Annotated in this window: 9 protein-coding genes; 2 read left to right on the forward strand and 7 right to left on the reverse strand. The window is 62.0% G+C overall.

Going from position 1 to position 16141, the window contains the following annotated elements; all coding sequences use genetic code 11:
• The coding region (locus tag NZH93_RS48915; RefSeq protein ID WP_259630246.1) for a hypothetical protein at positions 1–243 on the forward strand (243 nt) is incomplete at its 5' end.
• A 442-nt stretch (positions 244–685) separates the two neighbouring features.
• On the opposite strand, the gene brxL is transcribed toward NZH93_RS48915, so the two are convergent.
• The 7 genes from brxL to NZH93_RS48950 form a co-directional block, all read right to left on the reverse strand.
• Entirely contained in the window at positions 686–2830 is a 2145-nt protein-coding gene (gene brxL, locus NZH93_RS48920) for a BREX system Lon protease-like protein BrxL (protein ID WP_259630247.1), read from the reverse strand.
• Positions 2831–2846: 16 nt separating this feature from the next.
• Positions 2847–5342 carry a BREX-1 system phosphatase PglZ type A gene (gene pglZ / locus NZH93_RS48925; RefSeq protein ID WP_259630248.1) on the reverse strand — a complete coding sequence of 832 codons (2496 nt, stop codon included), beginning with the start codon at positions 5340–5342 and terminating at the stop codon, positions 2847–2849.
• Positions 5335–8817, reverse strand: a complete 3483-nt coding sequence (pglX, locus tag NZH93_RS48930; protein WP_259630249.1) for a BREX-1 system adenine-specific DNA-methyltransferase PglX — start codon at positions 8815–8817, stop codon at positions 5335–5337. Before pglX ends, pglZ begins: the two co-directional genes overlap by 8 nt.
• A complete protein-coding gene (gene brxC / locus NZH93_RS48935; protein WP_259630250.1) occupies positions 8817–12296 on the reverse strand; it encodes a BREX system P-loop protein BrxC in 3480 nt (1159 codons plus the stop codon). The genes pglX and brxC overlap by 1 nt, the downstream gene beginning before the upstream one ends.
• Positions 12293–12892 carry a DUF1788 domain-containing protein gene (locus tag NZH93_RS48940; RefSeq protein WP_259630251.1) on the reverse strand — a complete coding sequence of 200 codons (600 nt, stop codon included), beginning with the start codon at positions 12890–12892 and terminating at the stop codon, positions 12293–12295. Before NZH93_RS48940 ends, brxC begins: the two co-directional genes overlap by 4 nt.
• Positions 12889–13518 (reverse strand): DUF1819 family protein, encoded by a 630-nt coding sequence (locus NZH93_RS48945; RefSeq protein WP_259630252.1) that lies wholly within the window; start codon positions 13516–13518, stop codon positions 12889–12891. Before NZH93_RS48945 ends, NZH93_RS48940 begins: the two co-directional genes overlap by 4 nt.
• Before the next feature lie 67 nt (positions 13519–13585).
• Entirely contained in the window at positions 13586–13792 is a 207-nt protein-coding gene (locus NZH93_RS48950; protein WP_259630253.1) for a helix-turn-helix domain-containing protein, read from the reverse strand.
• A 253-nt stretch (positions 13793–14045) separates the two neighbouring features.
• Between NZH93_RS48950 and NZH93_RS48955 the strand changes: the two genes are divergently transcribed.
• Entirely contained in the window at positions 14046–16133 is a 2088-nt protein-coding gene (locus NZH93_RS48955) for an N-6 DNA methylase (protein ID WP_259630254.1), read from the forward strand.
• The last annotated feature ends 8 nt before the right edge of the window (positions 16134–16141 follow it).

Here is a 16141-nt window from a genome sequence, read left to right on the forward strand (position 1 = left end):
AAACCCGACGCCATCGACTTCGACAAAGATCATACCCACATTCGACTCCGAGATGGCCAAGGAATTGCAAACCGGACGGTTCACATCATCGAACTGCGCCTAACGCCCACCGATGCACGCCAACCGCGGCGAAGTGCAGCCAACAAGCTGGAGCCTCACTCTGCCAGCGTGATGCGCAGGACGCCCTCTACCTGCGGCGATTATGAAACCGCTGGTCATCACGGTTCCGTTCACCGTCGATGAATGCAGTCTAACGCCGTTCAGCGCACATGGACTCTCCGGATTTTCTCCAGTCCAACCAGTGTGAGCCGTCGGATCGGCGGCTCATCCGCCTCGGCGTGCGCCCAGTCGAGGCTCTCGGGGGGCGAGCACCCCGACCGGGACAGCGGCGGCCGGGGGGATGGCCGCTTACGCGGTGAAGTCATCGGTTGGATTGGGCACTTTCGCTGCTGAGAGGGCCTCCCACTCGGGAGTCAGCAGGTCTGCCTGGCCTGACCTGTTCCGGTGCCGCCAACCCCGACGGGGCGGCAAGCTGGGCCTGCATAGCGGCGATCAACGCAGTCATCGGGCGGCAAGTTGTGGCTTGGCCCGCCGAAGACGGAAGCGTCGGTCCGCGCCATCGCGCTCATCCTGCCCACGGTCCGACTGTTGCGGGCACACTCCAGGAACTTGACCCTGATACAAATCAACCATCGATGCCCTGATCTATATTTTCTGAAGTTCGAAGATACGTGATACCGAAAGCCTTAAGCTCGCGGTACTTCTGGTACCTCGTGGCGAGGTCAAACGGGCTGTCACTCATGCGATGGAAGATATCGAGGCCACGCCCGAGCAGGATCTTCCAGCCGGTGTCGGTGCTGATGGAGCGGTCGTGGATCGACTGGGGCTCGACGAACTGAACGTCGAACACGATGCCGAGCACAGCCGCGCTCTGCTTGATCTGCACGAGATACTCATACTGCTTCTGCAGCTTCTCCGGACCGTCCTGATTCTCGACCGTGACGAGCTTGAGCGCAACCTCGTCCGCAGGGTCCTTACCGCGAGCGATCGCCTCGGCGAGCTCCATCATGTTCCTAGCCTGGTGGAACATGCGCACGTAGGGGTCGACTATCGTAATCTGAGAGGCGCCCTGCAAGTACGGGACGAGCAGTGCGTCATACGAGACGCCGCGCTGACCTTCTTGGTACTGCTGATGTCCTTGGAACAGTTCAGACTCGGGCTGCGCAATCTTGTCAGGGCCACCGGCATCAGCTGATGTCGGAGCTCCCAGTGGGCCTACATTTGCCGGTGCCTCATCTGGCTCAGTACCCTTGCGCGCACGGTGGTAGTATGTGGGGTACTCGTCTTCCTCCAGCGTAGCGACGGCGTGCCAGGTGCCTTCCTTGTCGAGATAGCCGAACTTCACTTCGGCCATGGTCGAGTCGATGCGCAGGATCTGGTCCTTTACGCGCTTACGTCCCTCAATCGCGATCCGAAGGATTTCCTCGAGCTCCTTGCGGGTGGCCTCGCCGCTCGGATAGAGGATCTTCATCAAGCCGGAGAAGGTCTTGTGGATGCTGTCGCGGTCACGGGTCGAGATGTCGGGTGACAGCGTGAAGTGCTGCTGGTAGCGGTCGGAGTAGTCCTGCGAACGCATCGACTTGAGGACTTCGGCGATGTAGTCGACGACAAACCCGTAGCCGTCGGAGAACATCTCGCCACGAATGATGTCGACTTCCCAACCGGGGATGTAGTGGTGCAGACGGTCGAGGTAGGCCGGGTCATGGTAGGCCTCGGGCAACTCGTCGAACAGGTCGGAGTTCTTGAGCATGTACGGCACGGTGTGCGAAGTGTTACCGACGAAGACCATTGAGGCTTCGGCGCCCAGCGTCTCAACACCACGGGAGAACGACTTGTTCGCCATGTAGTTCTTCATGATATCGACGAGCGCCCTGTCAGTACGCTTCTTCTTGCCAGCGAATTCGTCAAAAGCGACGACGTCCCAGTACCCGACCAGACCGAGGCGTCCGTTGGAGTTGTTGACGAACAGCTTGGGGACGGTGACCTCACCGCCGGAGACCAACATCCCGTGGGGCGAGAACTCCGAGAAGATATGGGACTTACCGGTTCCCTTGGGTCCGAGCTCGACGAGGTTGTAGTTGCGCTCGACGAACGGGATGAGGCGCACGAGCTGGAGGAACTTCCCCCGCCTACTGAACAGTTCAGGATTGAAGCCGATCGACTGCATGAGCAGGTCAATCCACTCGGCGGTATTGAACCCGCGACGCGCCTCGAGGTACTGGTCGACATCGAACTTCGACAGCTGGATGGGCTTGATCGAGCCGAGGATCCAGGGCACGAATCGCTGGTCGTCGCTGTGGAAGTACTCGATGTCGCAGATGCACCACACCCCACCAACCAGGAGCTTGGGGTGGGCCTTGATCGTCGAGGACTCAACGATCACACCCTTGATGCCCAGATTGGCGAACTCAGCCTCATAAACGTCGGCCTTTTCGTTGAGGGTGACGGTGACCTTGTCGATGATCCGGTGCCGACCACGTTCCTTGATCGTGGACTTGACCAACTCCGACTCGCTGCGATTCACATAGTGCTCGGCGAGGATCTTTCGCACAGTGTCGATGCCAGCCTGGATGGTGGCTTCGTCGTCGGAGGCCGCGTACTGACCTAGCAGGTACTCCAGGACGTACGACGGCACGATGGCGTTGCCCTTGACGGCCTTGACCAGGTCCTTGCGAACGACGACACCGGGGAACAGAAGGTTGATCTTGTAGTCGAGGTCGCTCTGCTGCGGTGCGCCGATATCTGGCATCCCGTTCTCAATCTCGCTCATTTCAGCTCCCTTCCCTCTAGAAGTCGAAGTCCGACGCGAACGAGCGCTTCAACGTGTAGAACGCTTTGACAAAGACCCTCCACTGGTTGGTGTTGGGGATGCGCTCCTCCAGGCGGAACTCCACAGCCCGGTTGTTGTAGTCGCTCGACTCCTGGATGAGCAGCATCCGCGCGCTCTGGTAGCGGTCGCGCTTGTCGTCCGAAGTCTGGTCGAACGTCAGGTCGACGAGGTTCGAGATCAGCGTCTCGCCCACGTAGAGCCCAGCCCTCAGCGTGCGAGGCTGAATCTTGTCGCTTACCTTCTCGGTCTGGAACAGGCGAACGACGACCTGCCCGGTCGTGATCTTGTCAGACTCGGGCCACACCTCGACGTTGACCAGCCGGGTGTCACTCTTGCGCTTCTTGTTGACCACCAACACCGGCACGACGATCTCCTGAAGCGTCGCCCCACCATGGACGAACCGCGATCCACCGCCTGCCAGTCGCAGGCGGTGGATCGACTTGGGAATCTGAACTTCCAGGTCGCTCTGAAGCCCGAGCTGGGCTGCCTCGAAGGTGACGAAGGCGTTGTCGACCTTGAGGCCCCTGCCCAGCACGAAGCGCCGGTTGACGACCTTGATCTCGTCGCCTTGCGGCTTTGTCGACAAGAAGAACGTGTCGGCCAGGGCTTCGTCTTGAAACAAGAAGCCGTGGTCAGCGGTGATGAAGATGTTGGTGGCGTTGGCGCTGGCCAGCTTCTTCACCAGGTCGACGATGTCACGCAGAGTGTCATCGACGGCCTCGAACACCTGGCGTTCGGTGCCGGGCTTGTCGCCTGTAGCGTCGATCCGGTTGTGGTACACGTACAGGACCCGGTTGGCCTTGTACAGCTCGCGCCGCTCCTCGGCGTTCAGTGCCTTGAAGTCCTCGGCCTGAATCGCCGATCCACCGACACCCTCAAGGATCTTGCTGCGGAAGGCAGTGTTGTTGGTTGGTTGGTCGTCGGCCAGCACAGTCTTAGCGTCGACGGAGTGCCTGAGCGTCGAATGCGGCAGCAGCGCCGCCATGCCGAGCTGGGTGTAGCTCGGCACTACCCCGAGGACGGCCTCCAGATTGGCGTCGAAGCGGTCCTCCTGCCGAATGAGCGACCCGAGTTCGTCGGCCACCTCGTAACGCATGGCATCGGAGATGATGACAACGGCCTTCTTGTCGCCGTCGCGCACGAGTGGCTCGACGAAGCGAGAGTAGAAGTCGGCCTGCGAACGCAGCGCGGTCGAGCGCCACTTCTCGACCTGGTCGACCTGCTGCTGCCAGTTATTGCCCAGCTCGTAGACGAACTTGTTCGTGTAGCGCTTCTCGACCTGCTCGCGCAGCGCCTCCAAGAGCTTCGGGTACTCGGCCGTACGCGTGGCATAGACGAACTGCCGGTAGAGCTGGTCGATGCGGAACCACTCGCGCCGATAGCGCTCCAACCCGTCATCGAACGACTGCATCCCCAGATCCTGCGAGGCCAGCTCGCCCAGCAACTCCGAGGCGCTGGCGACGGCCGTGTAGAGCTGCCGGTAGCCGTCGATCCACACGCTGCTCTGCCGCACCCGCACCACCTCGCCCACCTCGCGCGGAGTGACAGTCTGCTCGGCTACCGCCCGCGCCAGGTCGCTGATGATCTTCTGGTCGATCTCTTCGAACAGGTCGACGGCCACCAGGTCACGGAAGCTCGCGCCCTCGACCGTCGACTTGTAGTCCAGATCGCGAGCTGCCCGTTTGGCGAGCGTGGCCATGGCGTCCTGGCTGCGCCGATCGTTGCGCAGGCTGGCAAAATCAAGCTGGATATTCCGCAGCCCACCAGGCCGGTCGGACTTGAAACCCTCGATGGCCTTGCGGAAGATCCACAAAACCAAGTCGTCGATGCTCGGCGACGCGGACTGGTAGCCGTAGATGCTCGCGACGCCTCGCCAGTAGAAGTCGTCGAGACAGAAGTCGACGAGGGAGTCGAACTTGGTCCGCGTCTCCTTCGCGTTCTCCGTCAGCAGCGTCCTAGTGATCTCCAGCAGGCTGTGCTCACGCTGACCAAGCACGACGGCGCTGATCTTGGCTCGAAGCTTGGCGGCATCGTCCTCCGAGCTCAGTAGTGCCTTGAGGCTCTGGACGCGCTTAGCTGCGTTGAAGAACCTTTCGTGGGCCTGGACGACCTCGCCGATACTCTGGCCGACCAAGCCCAGGTCCTGCATCACTAGAGCCGTGCGGTCTGCTGTGAAGACCCCATAGGCAAGTTCCAGATCGAGCAACCAGTTCCCAATGCCAGTCGGCACCGGACCGGATCGATAGACGAGGAACTTGCCCTCCGGCTCTTCGTGCAACAGCCGGTTCTTGATACCGAACTCGTCATTGGAGACTCGGATCGTCTGGACGCCCGACAGGTCGAGACCGTCCAGATCTCCGGCGTACTGACCATCCGGGTCGTGCCAGAAGACGATCCGGCGGCTATCGAACCAGCGCAGCAGGTGCGGGCGGACCGTGGTGGCATCACTCATCGCTGACCTCAAGACCAGCGATCTTCTTCAGGGCGGCACCGAACTTCGGATAGTTCGCCTTCACGCCGTCGTCCAGGTCAATAGCCAGCTGGCGGGACGCCAGTGGGTATAGCACGTCGTGCTCGTACTCCTCGAGCTCCAGCAGCACCTTGCGCAACCGATCGGCCTCCTTCTGGGCGGTCGCCTGCATGCGCGGCGTACTGGCTCCAGCGGCCAAGCGCTCCTGCTGCTGCAGGCTCGACGAGAGCTTGGCTCGGAACTCGCGCAGGTACTCGTTGAGCACTGTCGAAACCGTGGACGGCGTGTAGCGGTGCATGTAGATCAGTGCGTTGAACGAGCCCTTAGGGCTGGAGAAGAGCCAGTAGATCGGGCGCTTCTTGTACCGCTGTACGTGATCCTTGTAGAACGACTTTACAAAGTAGGTGCGGATGTCCTTGACACCGAGCGACTCGGTCACGAAGCGCAGGTTCTCCTCGAAGTGCTGCTCGCCGAAGGCGGCACGAAGGAACGTGCGGAAGCGAGCAACGATGTCGTCTTCGAACCAGTCGCCATCCACAATCGGGATAACGTTGTCCTTGTCAGGCGCGAACGTCGGACTTGGAACCTTGGCGAGGTAGTCTTGCACCGTGGCACCCTGGTTGGCCAGCATAAGCCCCGGCTCGTCGAGACTGTAGCGACCGAACATACAACCGACTGCGTAGGACACAAGGCTCTCGACATGCGCCCGACGACGAACGTCCTCGCCAGTGGGCTCTGGGAGACGAAAGACCTTCTCGGTTGCATGCTCACCCAGATACGCGGCGGCGAAGAAGGAGTCCAGCTCCTCCTCAGCGGCAGCGAGGACCTCCGCACGTTCATCCTCAGCCCGGTAGCAGACGCTGACAGCCGCCGCGAGCGACTTGCTTGCTCTAAGGAGTGGTGAGCCCTGGTAATCCGCCGACAGCTCGTCAGCATCCCACTCCTGCTTCGAGAGGTCAATACACTGAGTCGCGAGCTTCGAAATATGAGCGCCCTCCCGCACCCGGACCGGAAGGCTCAGAACATGATCGAGCTTGAAGTCCAGTCGAGGCGCAAGCAACTTCATGAATCTCGTGGCCGTTGAACTATTTAGAAAGCCCTCTAGGGCCAAGAGTTCATTCTCTCGCTTGGCGAACGCCATCGGCCCTTTTGTGTCGAACATGAAGCCGCCCTCAACGTGACGGACGGCGAATGCGTCACTAGAAATGCTCGACCAAGTCAACCCGCGACGGAACCCGTAGGATCCATTGTAGTTGTGCGATCGGACTCGGCCGGTTGCCTCATCGATGTTGTCTCGCGCTCGCTCGCCATCGTTTTCCCAGTCGACAACGAAGTCAAAGTTGCCATACCAACGCCGTGAAGAACCGCCCTTCTGGCACGGGAACCAGCGAGCACCGCTTGTGGCACTCTCCTCCGTCGACTGAATACCGAAACCAATCGACCGCTGCGACACTTCGTACCAGCGCCGGAGGAATCTAGCGTTGTTGCCAGTCGTCAGGCCCTCCCTGGCCTGAAGTAGCTCGCCGAGATACGGCCCCTTGCGCAGCGCAGCGATCTCATCGTCGGACGCCCAGTAAACGAGCGGCGTGTTGGGCACGTCGAGGAACTCAGAGATGCTGCGCAACCAGGTTCGCTCGAGCTCCGTGCCAGCCGCCGCCCTCGCCACTACATCGGCTTTGGCCCCACCCTCGACGTCTGCTGCCCGGACAAAGACGGACCGTGAGGAGCCTGCACCGAACGTGTCCGCTACGAAGGCGACTGTCGAAACTACCTCGCCATTGATCGTGTCGAAAGCCGACGTTCCGAGATGAGCTAGGGTCGCGAGCGATCCGCGATTCAGCAGCCAACCGCGGTACTTGGCATAGGCACCGAGAAACATCCAGCTGTCCTGGGTCACCATTGCAACGACGCCAATCGAGTCGACGAGCTCGAAACAACGATCGATGAACATCGCATACAAGTCAATCTTCGCAAGCGGGTACGCGCTCTTGGCGAAGTTAGTGAGAGCGGTCTCCATGTTGCCGCTGCCCATGTACGGCGGGTTTGCCACGGCTACGTGGTACGTGGCCGCCAGAACATCGGCCTGATGGATCACGGACTCTGCCCGGTCCAGCACCTCGGCCATCAAGATGTCGCCGTCGACGGCGTTGACCTTGGCACACGCCAGTCCTCGCCGAGCATCATCGAGTGTGGCTCTGCTCGGCTTAATCAGCGAGCCGGTGACGTCCGCGCTTGCGAACAGGTTCCAGAACTCCGACTCCGCGTGCTTGTCACCGTCGCGTGTGACCAGGAGGTCAATCTCCTGCGGCGTGAGCCGAATTGGCTTGAGCACACAGACATTGGACTCGACCTGCTTGTTGAAGAACGTCCGCTGCTTGGAACGAGCCTTCATGGTCAAGGCAAAGGCCGCAAGTGTCCCGGCTCGGGGGTCGATCTCGACACCGTAGAGGTTGTTGGTCAGGATGAGCCCAGGAATCTCGGCCGGGGCGTAGCCCTCTTCCTCATAGATGATGTAAAGCAGGTCGAAGGCATAGGTCAGCATGTGCCCAGAACCGCAGGCGGGGTCGACGACCTTGAGTTCCTCAGGACTACTGATCCTGAGGAAGTCGGCCTGCTCGTCAACTGGGGCAATGTAGTACTGCATCTGGTCAACCAGATTCGACGACGGCCGGTTGAGCATCCACAAGCGGCCGAGTGAGTTCTCGACGAGGTAGCGAACAATCCAATGCGGCGTGAATAGCTGCGTCGCCGCCGGGATCTCATCGGCACCGGCCTTCTTATTCTTCTTGAAACCAGCGAAGACCTCGCCCTTACGCTCCGAGATGTAGAACTGGTACAGCCAGCCGATGACCTCAACGTCCTGGCAAGCGTCGGTGGTGAGCACCTTGACGGCACGGCTCGGCACCGAGTCGTCGGCCAGCAGGTTGGCTGGAATGAGCAGCTCGGTGAAGTCGCCTTCTCGCTCGAACATGAACGGCATGGCGCGGTTCCAATAGCGGCAGTGGTCTGCAAGCAACAGGGCGTAGGCCTCGCCCTGGGCGTCGTCGCTTCGGCGAGTGCCGTTGAGCAGAGCCGTGACCGTCTCGCGGGTCCTGGTACCGACCACTGCGGCCTCGATATTGCCACGCTTGGCTTCGGCCAGGATCTCGGGCTGCCCGGACTCGACGCCGGGCTGTGGCGAGACGACCCCGACACCGGTGTAGCCGTTGGCGTCCATGAAGCGCAGGGCGATGATCCGGTTGAACCAGGTGTATGCGACCCGGTCGGCGACGGCTCCCTTGCCCTTGTCGCCGCCACCGGCCGCCGTGACGGCCTTCTCCAGAGCTTCTACGGCGTTGGGTTGCTCGACCCGCTCGGGCGAGGCTGGGGCCAGCACAACGGCGATCCGGGCCGTCACCTCACGGATGAGCGCCGTACGTGCCCAGGTGGCGAACGACTTCAGCGGTGCGGTTTCCATCAGAGAGAGATTCGCTTTCCGTCGTTCAGGGTGTGGACGAGTGCCATGCGCAGGGCGTCGAGGTAGCGGTCGACGTCCTCCTCCGTTTCCAGCACACCCGAGATGCCGGTAGCCGAGATGGTCTTGACCGACACGGTCTGCTTTGGCGGAGGAACGTCGTCTCTTCCGTCGCCCTGCGTTGATGCGGCCAGCAGGTCGAGCAAGCTCGGGTAAACGGACGCCTCGAAGCTCGAACCGATCTCTCGGATGAGAGCAACCTGGTTATGGGAGCTGACACGGGAGATCGTCTGGTCGACCCGGCGCAGCACGCTCCCCTGGGCGTCCGGTGTCGCCTTGGCATAGAAGGCGCTCGCTTCGATCTCGGCCTTACGTCCCTCGATTGCCTCGACGATCTCGGTGCGGTTCGACGCGACGACCTCGTCGATCTGGGCGCGTAGCTGGTCGCTCGCCTGTTTGAGCAGGGCCATCTTGTTGCCCCGGAAGGCGTTCGGGTCCTCAAGGCCAACACGCACCGCGGAGTCGCAGCCAGACGGCAAATAACCGAGGTTGCTGCTGTGGGTGATCAGCAGATCGGTAGCCTGATCGTAGATGGCTCTCTGGCCACCGCTGAGGAAGGCCCGGATCGGGTCGATCGTGCTTTCCTTGGCGTCGAGCAAGTCGTCGCCAAGGTTGAAGTCGGTCAGATACCAGTCGTCGGGTTTGCCGACCACCTGGTCGAGCGAGGCGATCGGAGTGGAGAGCTGGGCCACGAACGGGTACTTCGAACCCGTGATGGTCGCGTTGAGCTCGTCGCGCTTGGCCTTCAGCTTGTCGGCCCCGTGGTGGGCGAGCTCCAGCGGGTCTTTGGGGGTATTGCCCTCGTCGAAGAAGTCGGTGCAGAACTTGCGGAAGGCGGCCACCTTGCGCTCGTCGAAAGTCCTTTGGGGAGACACCACGACGTGGGCGTGCTTCTGGGTGTTGCGCAGCGCCGTAGCGACCTCGGAACGCTTAAGGACGTTGCCGTCGACCGTGAGCGTGACCTTGGAGGTGCCGATCAGGTAGGCGACCAGGACCTCGATCGAGGCCAGGTCCCAGCCGTAGGGCTTGGCCGTGAAGCTGTCGATGATGGTCTTCATCGTGACCTGCTCGCCGAGTGTCTCCTTGCGGAGAACGAACGACAGCACCTCCTCCGCCGGCGCGTAGAGCGTGCTAGCGGTATCGGCATCGAACAACCCGCTGTCGGGCTTGACGGCCAAGGCGACCTGCTGCTCGCTGTAGGTCGTACCGCCAAGCAACTTGAGCTGGGTGTAGGTGCGGCTGATGAGCGTCTGGAAGCCGTCGGTCACCCGAACGAGCGCGTCCTTGGAGCTTGAAGTGATGTCGGCGGCGTTGATGACCAGAGTGGACTTGCCCACCGAGGCCTTCGCCCGCTCGATGAGCTCCTTCTCGCGGCCGATGTTCTGCGCACCCTTGGTCTGCAGGATCTGACCCTCGACCGCCGAGATCGAGGTGCCCTGCTTGCGCTTGATGTACTTCTCGGTCTTGATCAACAGCCGCAGATCCGCGAGCACTCTGGCGTCCGGCTCGAGGATGACGCGCAACTCGTCCTTGCCCGCGCTGTGCATGCGAATCTCTTCGGGCGAGTGCGGGTACTCCGGCGAGATGAAATGGGCGGCCAACTCGCGCTGCGGGCCATGGGCCTGGTCGTCAAGTTTGAAGCCGAACTGGAAGTCCTGGCCATTCTTGGCGTAGCGGATCTTGTTCGTCTTGATGACGTCGCCCGACAAGATCTTGAACAGTCGCCCGCTGATCTCGGCGGCGTCGATGTCGACGTTCTTAATCTCTTCCTCGATGACCTGCTCTTCGTTGGTCAAATACTCGTAGGCATTGCCTTTGCGCTGAATGTAGGTCTGCGTCTCCAGCACGGTCAGCGCTTCCTTGACCTGCTCCGAGAGCGCGGGAAGGTCGAGGCCGAGACGGTCGTAGACCAGCACCGTAAGGTTGCGCGGAGTCGCTTGGAAGCCCTCGACGTACTTGACCAGGAACAGCGCCTTGAGCAAGCGGACCGCTAGCGAGTTGTCGAGGTTGCGCTCAGCGACGTCGATCGAGCGCTGGGCGGCAGACTTCAGCGAGGCGCGGATGCCGGCGAACATGCTGTCGAACGTCGCGAGCTGGCCGACCTCAACGTCGCCGATGTCCTTGGCGACCTGCTGGACAACGCCGAGCATCGAGCGCTCACCGACAGAGCTGTTCCGGCCCTCGAAGACGTTGTGGTCGGAGATGCCCTCGATCGCCACCTGGAACAGCGGGAACTGGTAGCTGACGAACGGGTAGGTCCCGACGAAGTGGGCCTCGTCAGTGTAGTTGCGGTAGGTCTTGACCCCGTCGACGAAGTCGAACAGCGTCTTGAAGTTGGCGTGCTGGTCGGCGTAGATCGTGCTGAGCTCGGCCACACCGGCGTCGTTCTTGTCCAGCAGACGTTTGCGGATGACCTCTTCGACGTCGGCGCTGGTGAGCTTGAGGCGGGTCTTGAAGCGGGCCTGGATCTTGGAGAAGTCGTTTCCCTGCTGTCGCGTGCGGTCGCCGATGACCTTCTCCATGTCCTCCTGAGAAGTCACGAACACCCACGAGCGGCCAACGCATTTAGTGTTGAGCGACTCGGCAATGGTCTGCAGGTTGAGCATCAGTTTGGTGTCCGAACCGATGAACTGGCCGACCTCGTCGACAAAGAAGTTCAGCCGGAAGGTCGGGTCGCCCTGCTTGTCCAGCCAGGCCTTGACCTCGTCGGCGAAGTCCTCGATTGAGACAGCGTACGAGGCGCTGTACTGCCGGATGATGCCGTCGGCGGTCCCTCCGTTGACCTCGGCGAAGGCCCGGTCGATGCTCGGGCCTTCCAATGCGCTCTGCTCGCGTCCTTGGGTCCAGGGGATGCCAGCGATGCGTTCGAACGCTGCTTGGAAGGCCGCGTACTGGCCGCGGTTGTCCAGATCGCGCTCGAACCGAGCGACGTGGCCCTGGTTGCCGTAGTAGCCGCGGCTCTCGTCGAACACCTTGACGAACACCTTGAGCAAGGCGTCGGTTTGGTCCTTGCTGATCAGGGTGGCCTTCTGGTCGATGTTGAACAGCAGGCTCTTGGCGGGGATATGGTCGGCCTTGTTCAGCAGGCCGGGCAGGAATGCATCGGAGGTCTTGATACGGAAGCTGTCGGAGACTCCTCGGCGCGGGTAGTCCTGGCCTTCGACTTCGCCCAACAGGTGGGCGAGCATCTTGAGCATGTGCGACTTACCGGAGCCGAAGAAGCCGGAGATCCACACACCGTTGGCGTTGGTGTAGGACGTGTACTCCTCGAGCAGGATCTCCAGGCCCTTCGCGGCCTCGTTGGTCAGGACGTACTCCTCGACCTCAGTGCCCAGGTGTGCGACGTCGTCGGCCTTAATGACGCCTTCGATCGGGCGCTGGATGTCTTTGGCGAAGATCTCGCTGAGCTGCATCGAGCTCATGCCTCCTGTTCCAGGATGTTCTTGGCTCGGTAATACTGGTCGTCCTTGAGCCGACCGAACAGCACGAGCGAAGAGCCCAACGTGTCGGACTGCTCGTAGCGGCCTGGGAAGAACATGAGCATCGGCTTGCCCTTGACTACCGACTGTAGGTTGTTCAGCACGTTGTGCGAGCGGATGTGCGGAAAGACCTCGCCGATCCCGGTGAGGAAGAAGATGTCAGAGTCAGCCTGCGCAAGCCGGTCGCGGATCGCCGGGGCGATATGCAGTTGCGGGTCGAGCATCCCCTGGAGCATCTCACGGAAGTCGGCTTTGTCCTGGTCCGGCTCGATGGCAAGAATCCGGTCCCAAACGCCTCGCTCCCTCAGAAGTTCGACAGACAAGTCGTAGAGGTTGATCTCGAACACGGTGATTCCCGCGTTGGACAGCCGGTTCTTGATGCGCTTCTTAGCCGCCGCAACAGCAAGCGCGTCCTCTGGCGGGTATGGGTAGATGAAGAACGGGACTTCGTTGCCCAGGCCCTCCATCTGCAGGAACCGCTTGCCGCTAAGCACCGCGAACAGGTGGTCTTCCTGCTGTGGCAGAGTCCTCGAGATCACAGCACAGCCCCCTGCTTTGCGGCTTGTTGAGTCGGGAAGAACCGCAGGTCACTCGGCGTGTGGGCGCTGAGAGTGGCAACAACTCGCTCGGATAGCACGGTCGGCCTGATGTATCGACCCTCCGACAACAGCTCGGCGTCCTGCAGCATCTTGAACACGTTTGACCTTAGCTTCTGCAGCGTCGAGTCCTTGATCTCAGTCAGCTCCTCATGCCACAGGGCTTTGGTCCGGACGAAGCCGTCGAAGTCCTGGTACTCCAGCGTCGGGGCCAGGAGCAGAAAGCGCTCCCGCAAGACCTCCTCGGCAAACTCGCCGATGAGCTCGTAGCGGCGGCAAGCGGCGGCCCACATGAGGTATCCGCGCTCGGAGGCTGTCACCTCGGCCAGTAGCTCGACTTCGTCGTCGACAAGCGCGGAGAGCCGCTTCACGGTCTCGCGGACCAGACGGACTCCCGTGCGATGGGTCCGCGCCTGGAGCAGGTTGCCCTCCACCGCCTGGTCACGGACCCGCTTCCAGTCGCGCGTCTCGATGTACACGGGCGCAAGCACCACGGCCTCACGTGCCAAGAGGGCACCCGTAGTGAACGAGAGCGCGTACCGCCGCGCTGCCGCCAGCGGGCCGTTCATCGATCCCTCCTCCCAGTTCCGGGCGAGTCGAACAGGCCATTTCGAGCGACCGACTCCTCCTGTCTGCTCACTGATCACCAAGAGAGGTTCCTTTAGCCGACGAAGCCGCGCCACCGCTTCGAACCCACTCGTCGACCTCGCTCGCCTGGAACTTCCACAGCCGACCCACCTTGTGGGCTGGCATGCCCTTCTCCGCGATCCATGCGTAGACCGTGTCCTTGGTAACGCCGAGGTGGGTCGCGATGTTGTCAGCAGAGAGCCAGGGGTCGGACACGACAGAACCTCCAGCCATCCAGCAGTCACGAGCGCGTTGTTGTTCGCACCCTACCGGGGAAGACCCTGCATAACCCGGTCTAGTCCGGCGTAACAGGCAACAACCCTGCCTCAGGCGACTCCACCTGTGAACTCTGTCAATGGCTACAGTAGGCTGAATAGCCGGCTCCGCAGCGGACGGCCACTAACGTGACCGACAGGTCGGATACCTGCTATATGGCGCCGTCCCTCGCACCACTGACTCGGAGATCACGATGACTCAGCGCAGCGCAGTGCCCGTCACATTGGCGGAGATTGCCAGAATCGCTGGTGTCGGACGGGCCGCGGTCAGCAACTGGCGTCGCCGACACGACACCTTCCCTGCGCGTATCGGCGGCACGGACACAAGCCCTCAGTTCTCCTTGGCCGAGGTGGAGTCATGGCTGCGCGCTCAGGGGAAGCTGCATGACGTAGGCAATAGGGAGCGACTGTGGCCGCAGTTCGACGTACTGGGCGACCGTGCCGAGACGGGCTTGGCCATTGCGATGACTGCTCTGAACCACCAACCGCGCGGTGCGATCCTGGTATCGGAGCCCAAGTTCGCGCTGTCGCAAGCCGCGCAACGGCTGGTTGACCAGGCGACCGCTCTCGGGGAGCAGGAAGGTGCGCGGCAGACCTTCGAGTTCCTCCTCAGCCGCTGGCTGGACACGAATGTGCGGCAAGTCAGTTCCACCCCTAGGCCGTTGGCAAAGCTGATGGCCGAGATCGCAGTCCAAGTGCGTGGCGATAGTGGCGGCGGCCCACGCATCGTTCTCGACCCGGCATGTGGAACGGGCAGCCTGCTCCACGCTGCCGCCGAGATCCTGTCCGCTGGCGAGAGCGGAAGCGACCCCATGACGCTGGCGGGTACGGACCAGGAACCAGTGCTGGCGGCCCTGACCGCAGCTCGACTGTCCTTCGTCCCGTCGGACAGCGGCTTGGCCCGCGGCGGAACCGAAATGCCAACCGTGGATGTGCGGACCGGCGACACACTGCGTGCGGACCCCCACGCGAACCTCCGCGCTGACCTCGTTCTGTGCAACCCTCCCTTCAACGAACGCGACTGGGGATACGAGGAACTCGCCACCGATCCACGCTGGACGTACGGATTGCCTCCAGGCACCGAACCCGAACTGGCATGGGTTCAACACGCGCTGGCAAGACTGGCTCCCGGTGGAACCGCAGTTCTCGTGCTTCCGCCTGCCGTCGCCTCCCGTAAAGCAGGGCGACGTATCCGTGGAGCACTCCTTCGTGCCGGGGTACTGCGGTCAGTCATCGCACTTCCACCAGGCTGCGCCCAACCACACAGCGTGTCGCTGCACCTGTGGGTGCTTCAAGCCGGTGAATCCGGTCAAGCCCCGGAGACAGGTCATTCATTTCGTCTGATCGACGCCGCGAGTACGGGCGCGACCACCGCGAAATCCGCCCAGAACATCGACTGGGATGCCTTGCGCAGCGCCGTACTGACGGCGATGACCGTAAACGGTTCGCTCCTTGATACGGACCTCAAGGGCGGCGCCGCGCCGCCAGTCGCCCGAAGTATCACGGTGCCCTTGATCGATCTGCTCGACGATGAAGTCGACCTCACTCCGGCGCGCCATGTGCCTGCAGTATCGACCGGGAATTCCCGCGTACTACGGGAGTCCTGGAACAGATTCTCGGTGTTGCTCGGAAGCCTGGAACAGACGAGCGAGTCCCTTTCCGCAATCGGTGCCGTCACGGACGGTGCAGCCGAGTCCGGAACGACGACGGTCGGGGAACTCATCCGAGCCGGGGCGTTGATCCTGCGCGCCGGACAGTTGCCACCGGAGAACTCTGTGCGGACCGGAGACGTCGGTGAGGATGGGCTGCCGGTGTTGACCGTGCCGGACTTGCTGACAGGTGGGGACCCAGGCGGATGGTTGCCGCGGCATGTGGTCGCGGATGCAGATCTCCTGGTCACGGCTCGGGACGATGTGATCGTGGCCGGGGTGACTCGCGCGTTCTCCGCCTGGGTGGAGCTGGGAGCAGCAACCGTGCTCGGGCCGCAACTCTATGCGCTCCGGGCAGACCCCGCACGACTGGACCCGTGGTTTCTCGCCGGTTGCCTGCGCGCTCCGGCGAACGGCCGTCAGGCAGGCACACACACCTCCAGTTCCGCGCGAGTGGATGTCCGCAAACTTCAGGTGCTCCAACTGCCGATCGAGGAGCAGCGCCGCTACGGTGAGGTCTTCCGCCAAGTCTCACACTTCCAGCACGTTCTCCAAGACCTTGGAGGCTTGGGATCCAGGTTGTTGCAGGAACTCAGCGACGGCCTGTCCGCAGGACGGCTTCCTCCGCCCTGATCTGGTTA

The sequence above is a fragment of the Umezawaea endophytica genome (assembly GCF_025061645.1).
Taxonomy (GTDB): domain Bacteria; phylum Actinomycetota; class Actinomycetes; order Mycobacteriales; family Pseudonocardiaceae; genus Umezawaea; species Umezawaea endophytica.

What these genes read in the sequence shown, in the direction of transcription:
- NZH93_RS48955 (WP_259630254.1), top strand. Translation starts at nt 14,046, where the DNA reads ATGACTCAGCGCAGCGCAGTGCCCGTCACATTGGCGGAGATTGCCAGA.
- brxC (WP_259630250.1), bottom strand. Translation starts at nt 12,296, where the DNA reads ATGAGCTCGATGCAGCTCAGCGAGATCTTCGCCAAAGACATCCAGCGC.
- NZH93_RS48945 (WP_259630252.1), bottom strand. Translation starts at nt 13,518, where the DNA reads ATGAACGGCCCGCTGGCGGCAGCGCGGCGGTACGCGCTCTCGTTCACT.
- pglZ (WP_259630248.1), bottom strand. Translation starts at nt 5,342, where the DNA reads ATGAGTGATGCCACCACGGTCCGCCCGCACCTGCTGCGCTGGTTCGAT.
- brxL (WP_259630247.1), bottom strand. Translation starts at nt 2,830, where the DNA reads ATGAGCGAGATTGAGAACGGGATGCCAGATATCGGCGCACCGCAGCAG.
- pglX (WP_259630249.1), bottom strand. Translation starts at nt 8,817, where the DNA reads ATGGAAACCGCACCGCTGAAGTCGTTCGCCACCTGGGCACGTACGGCG.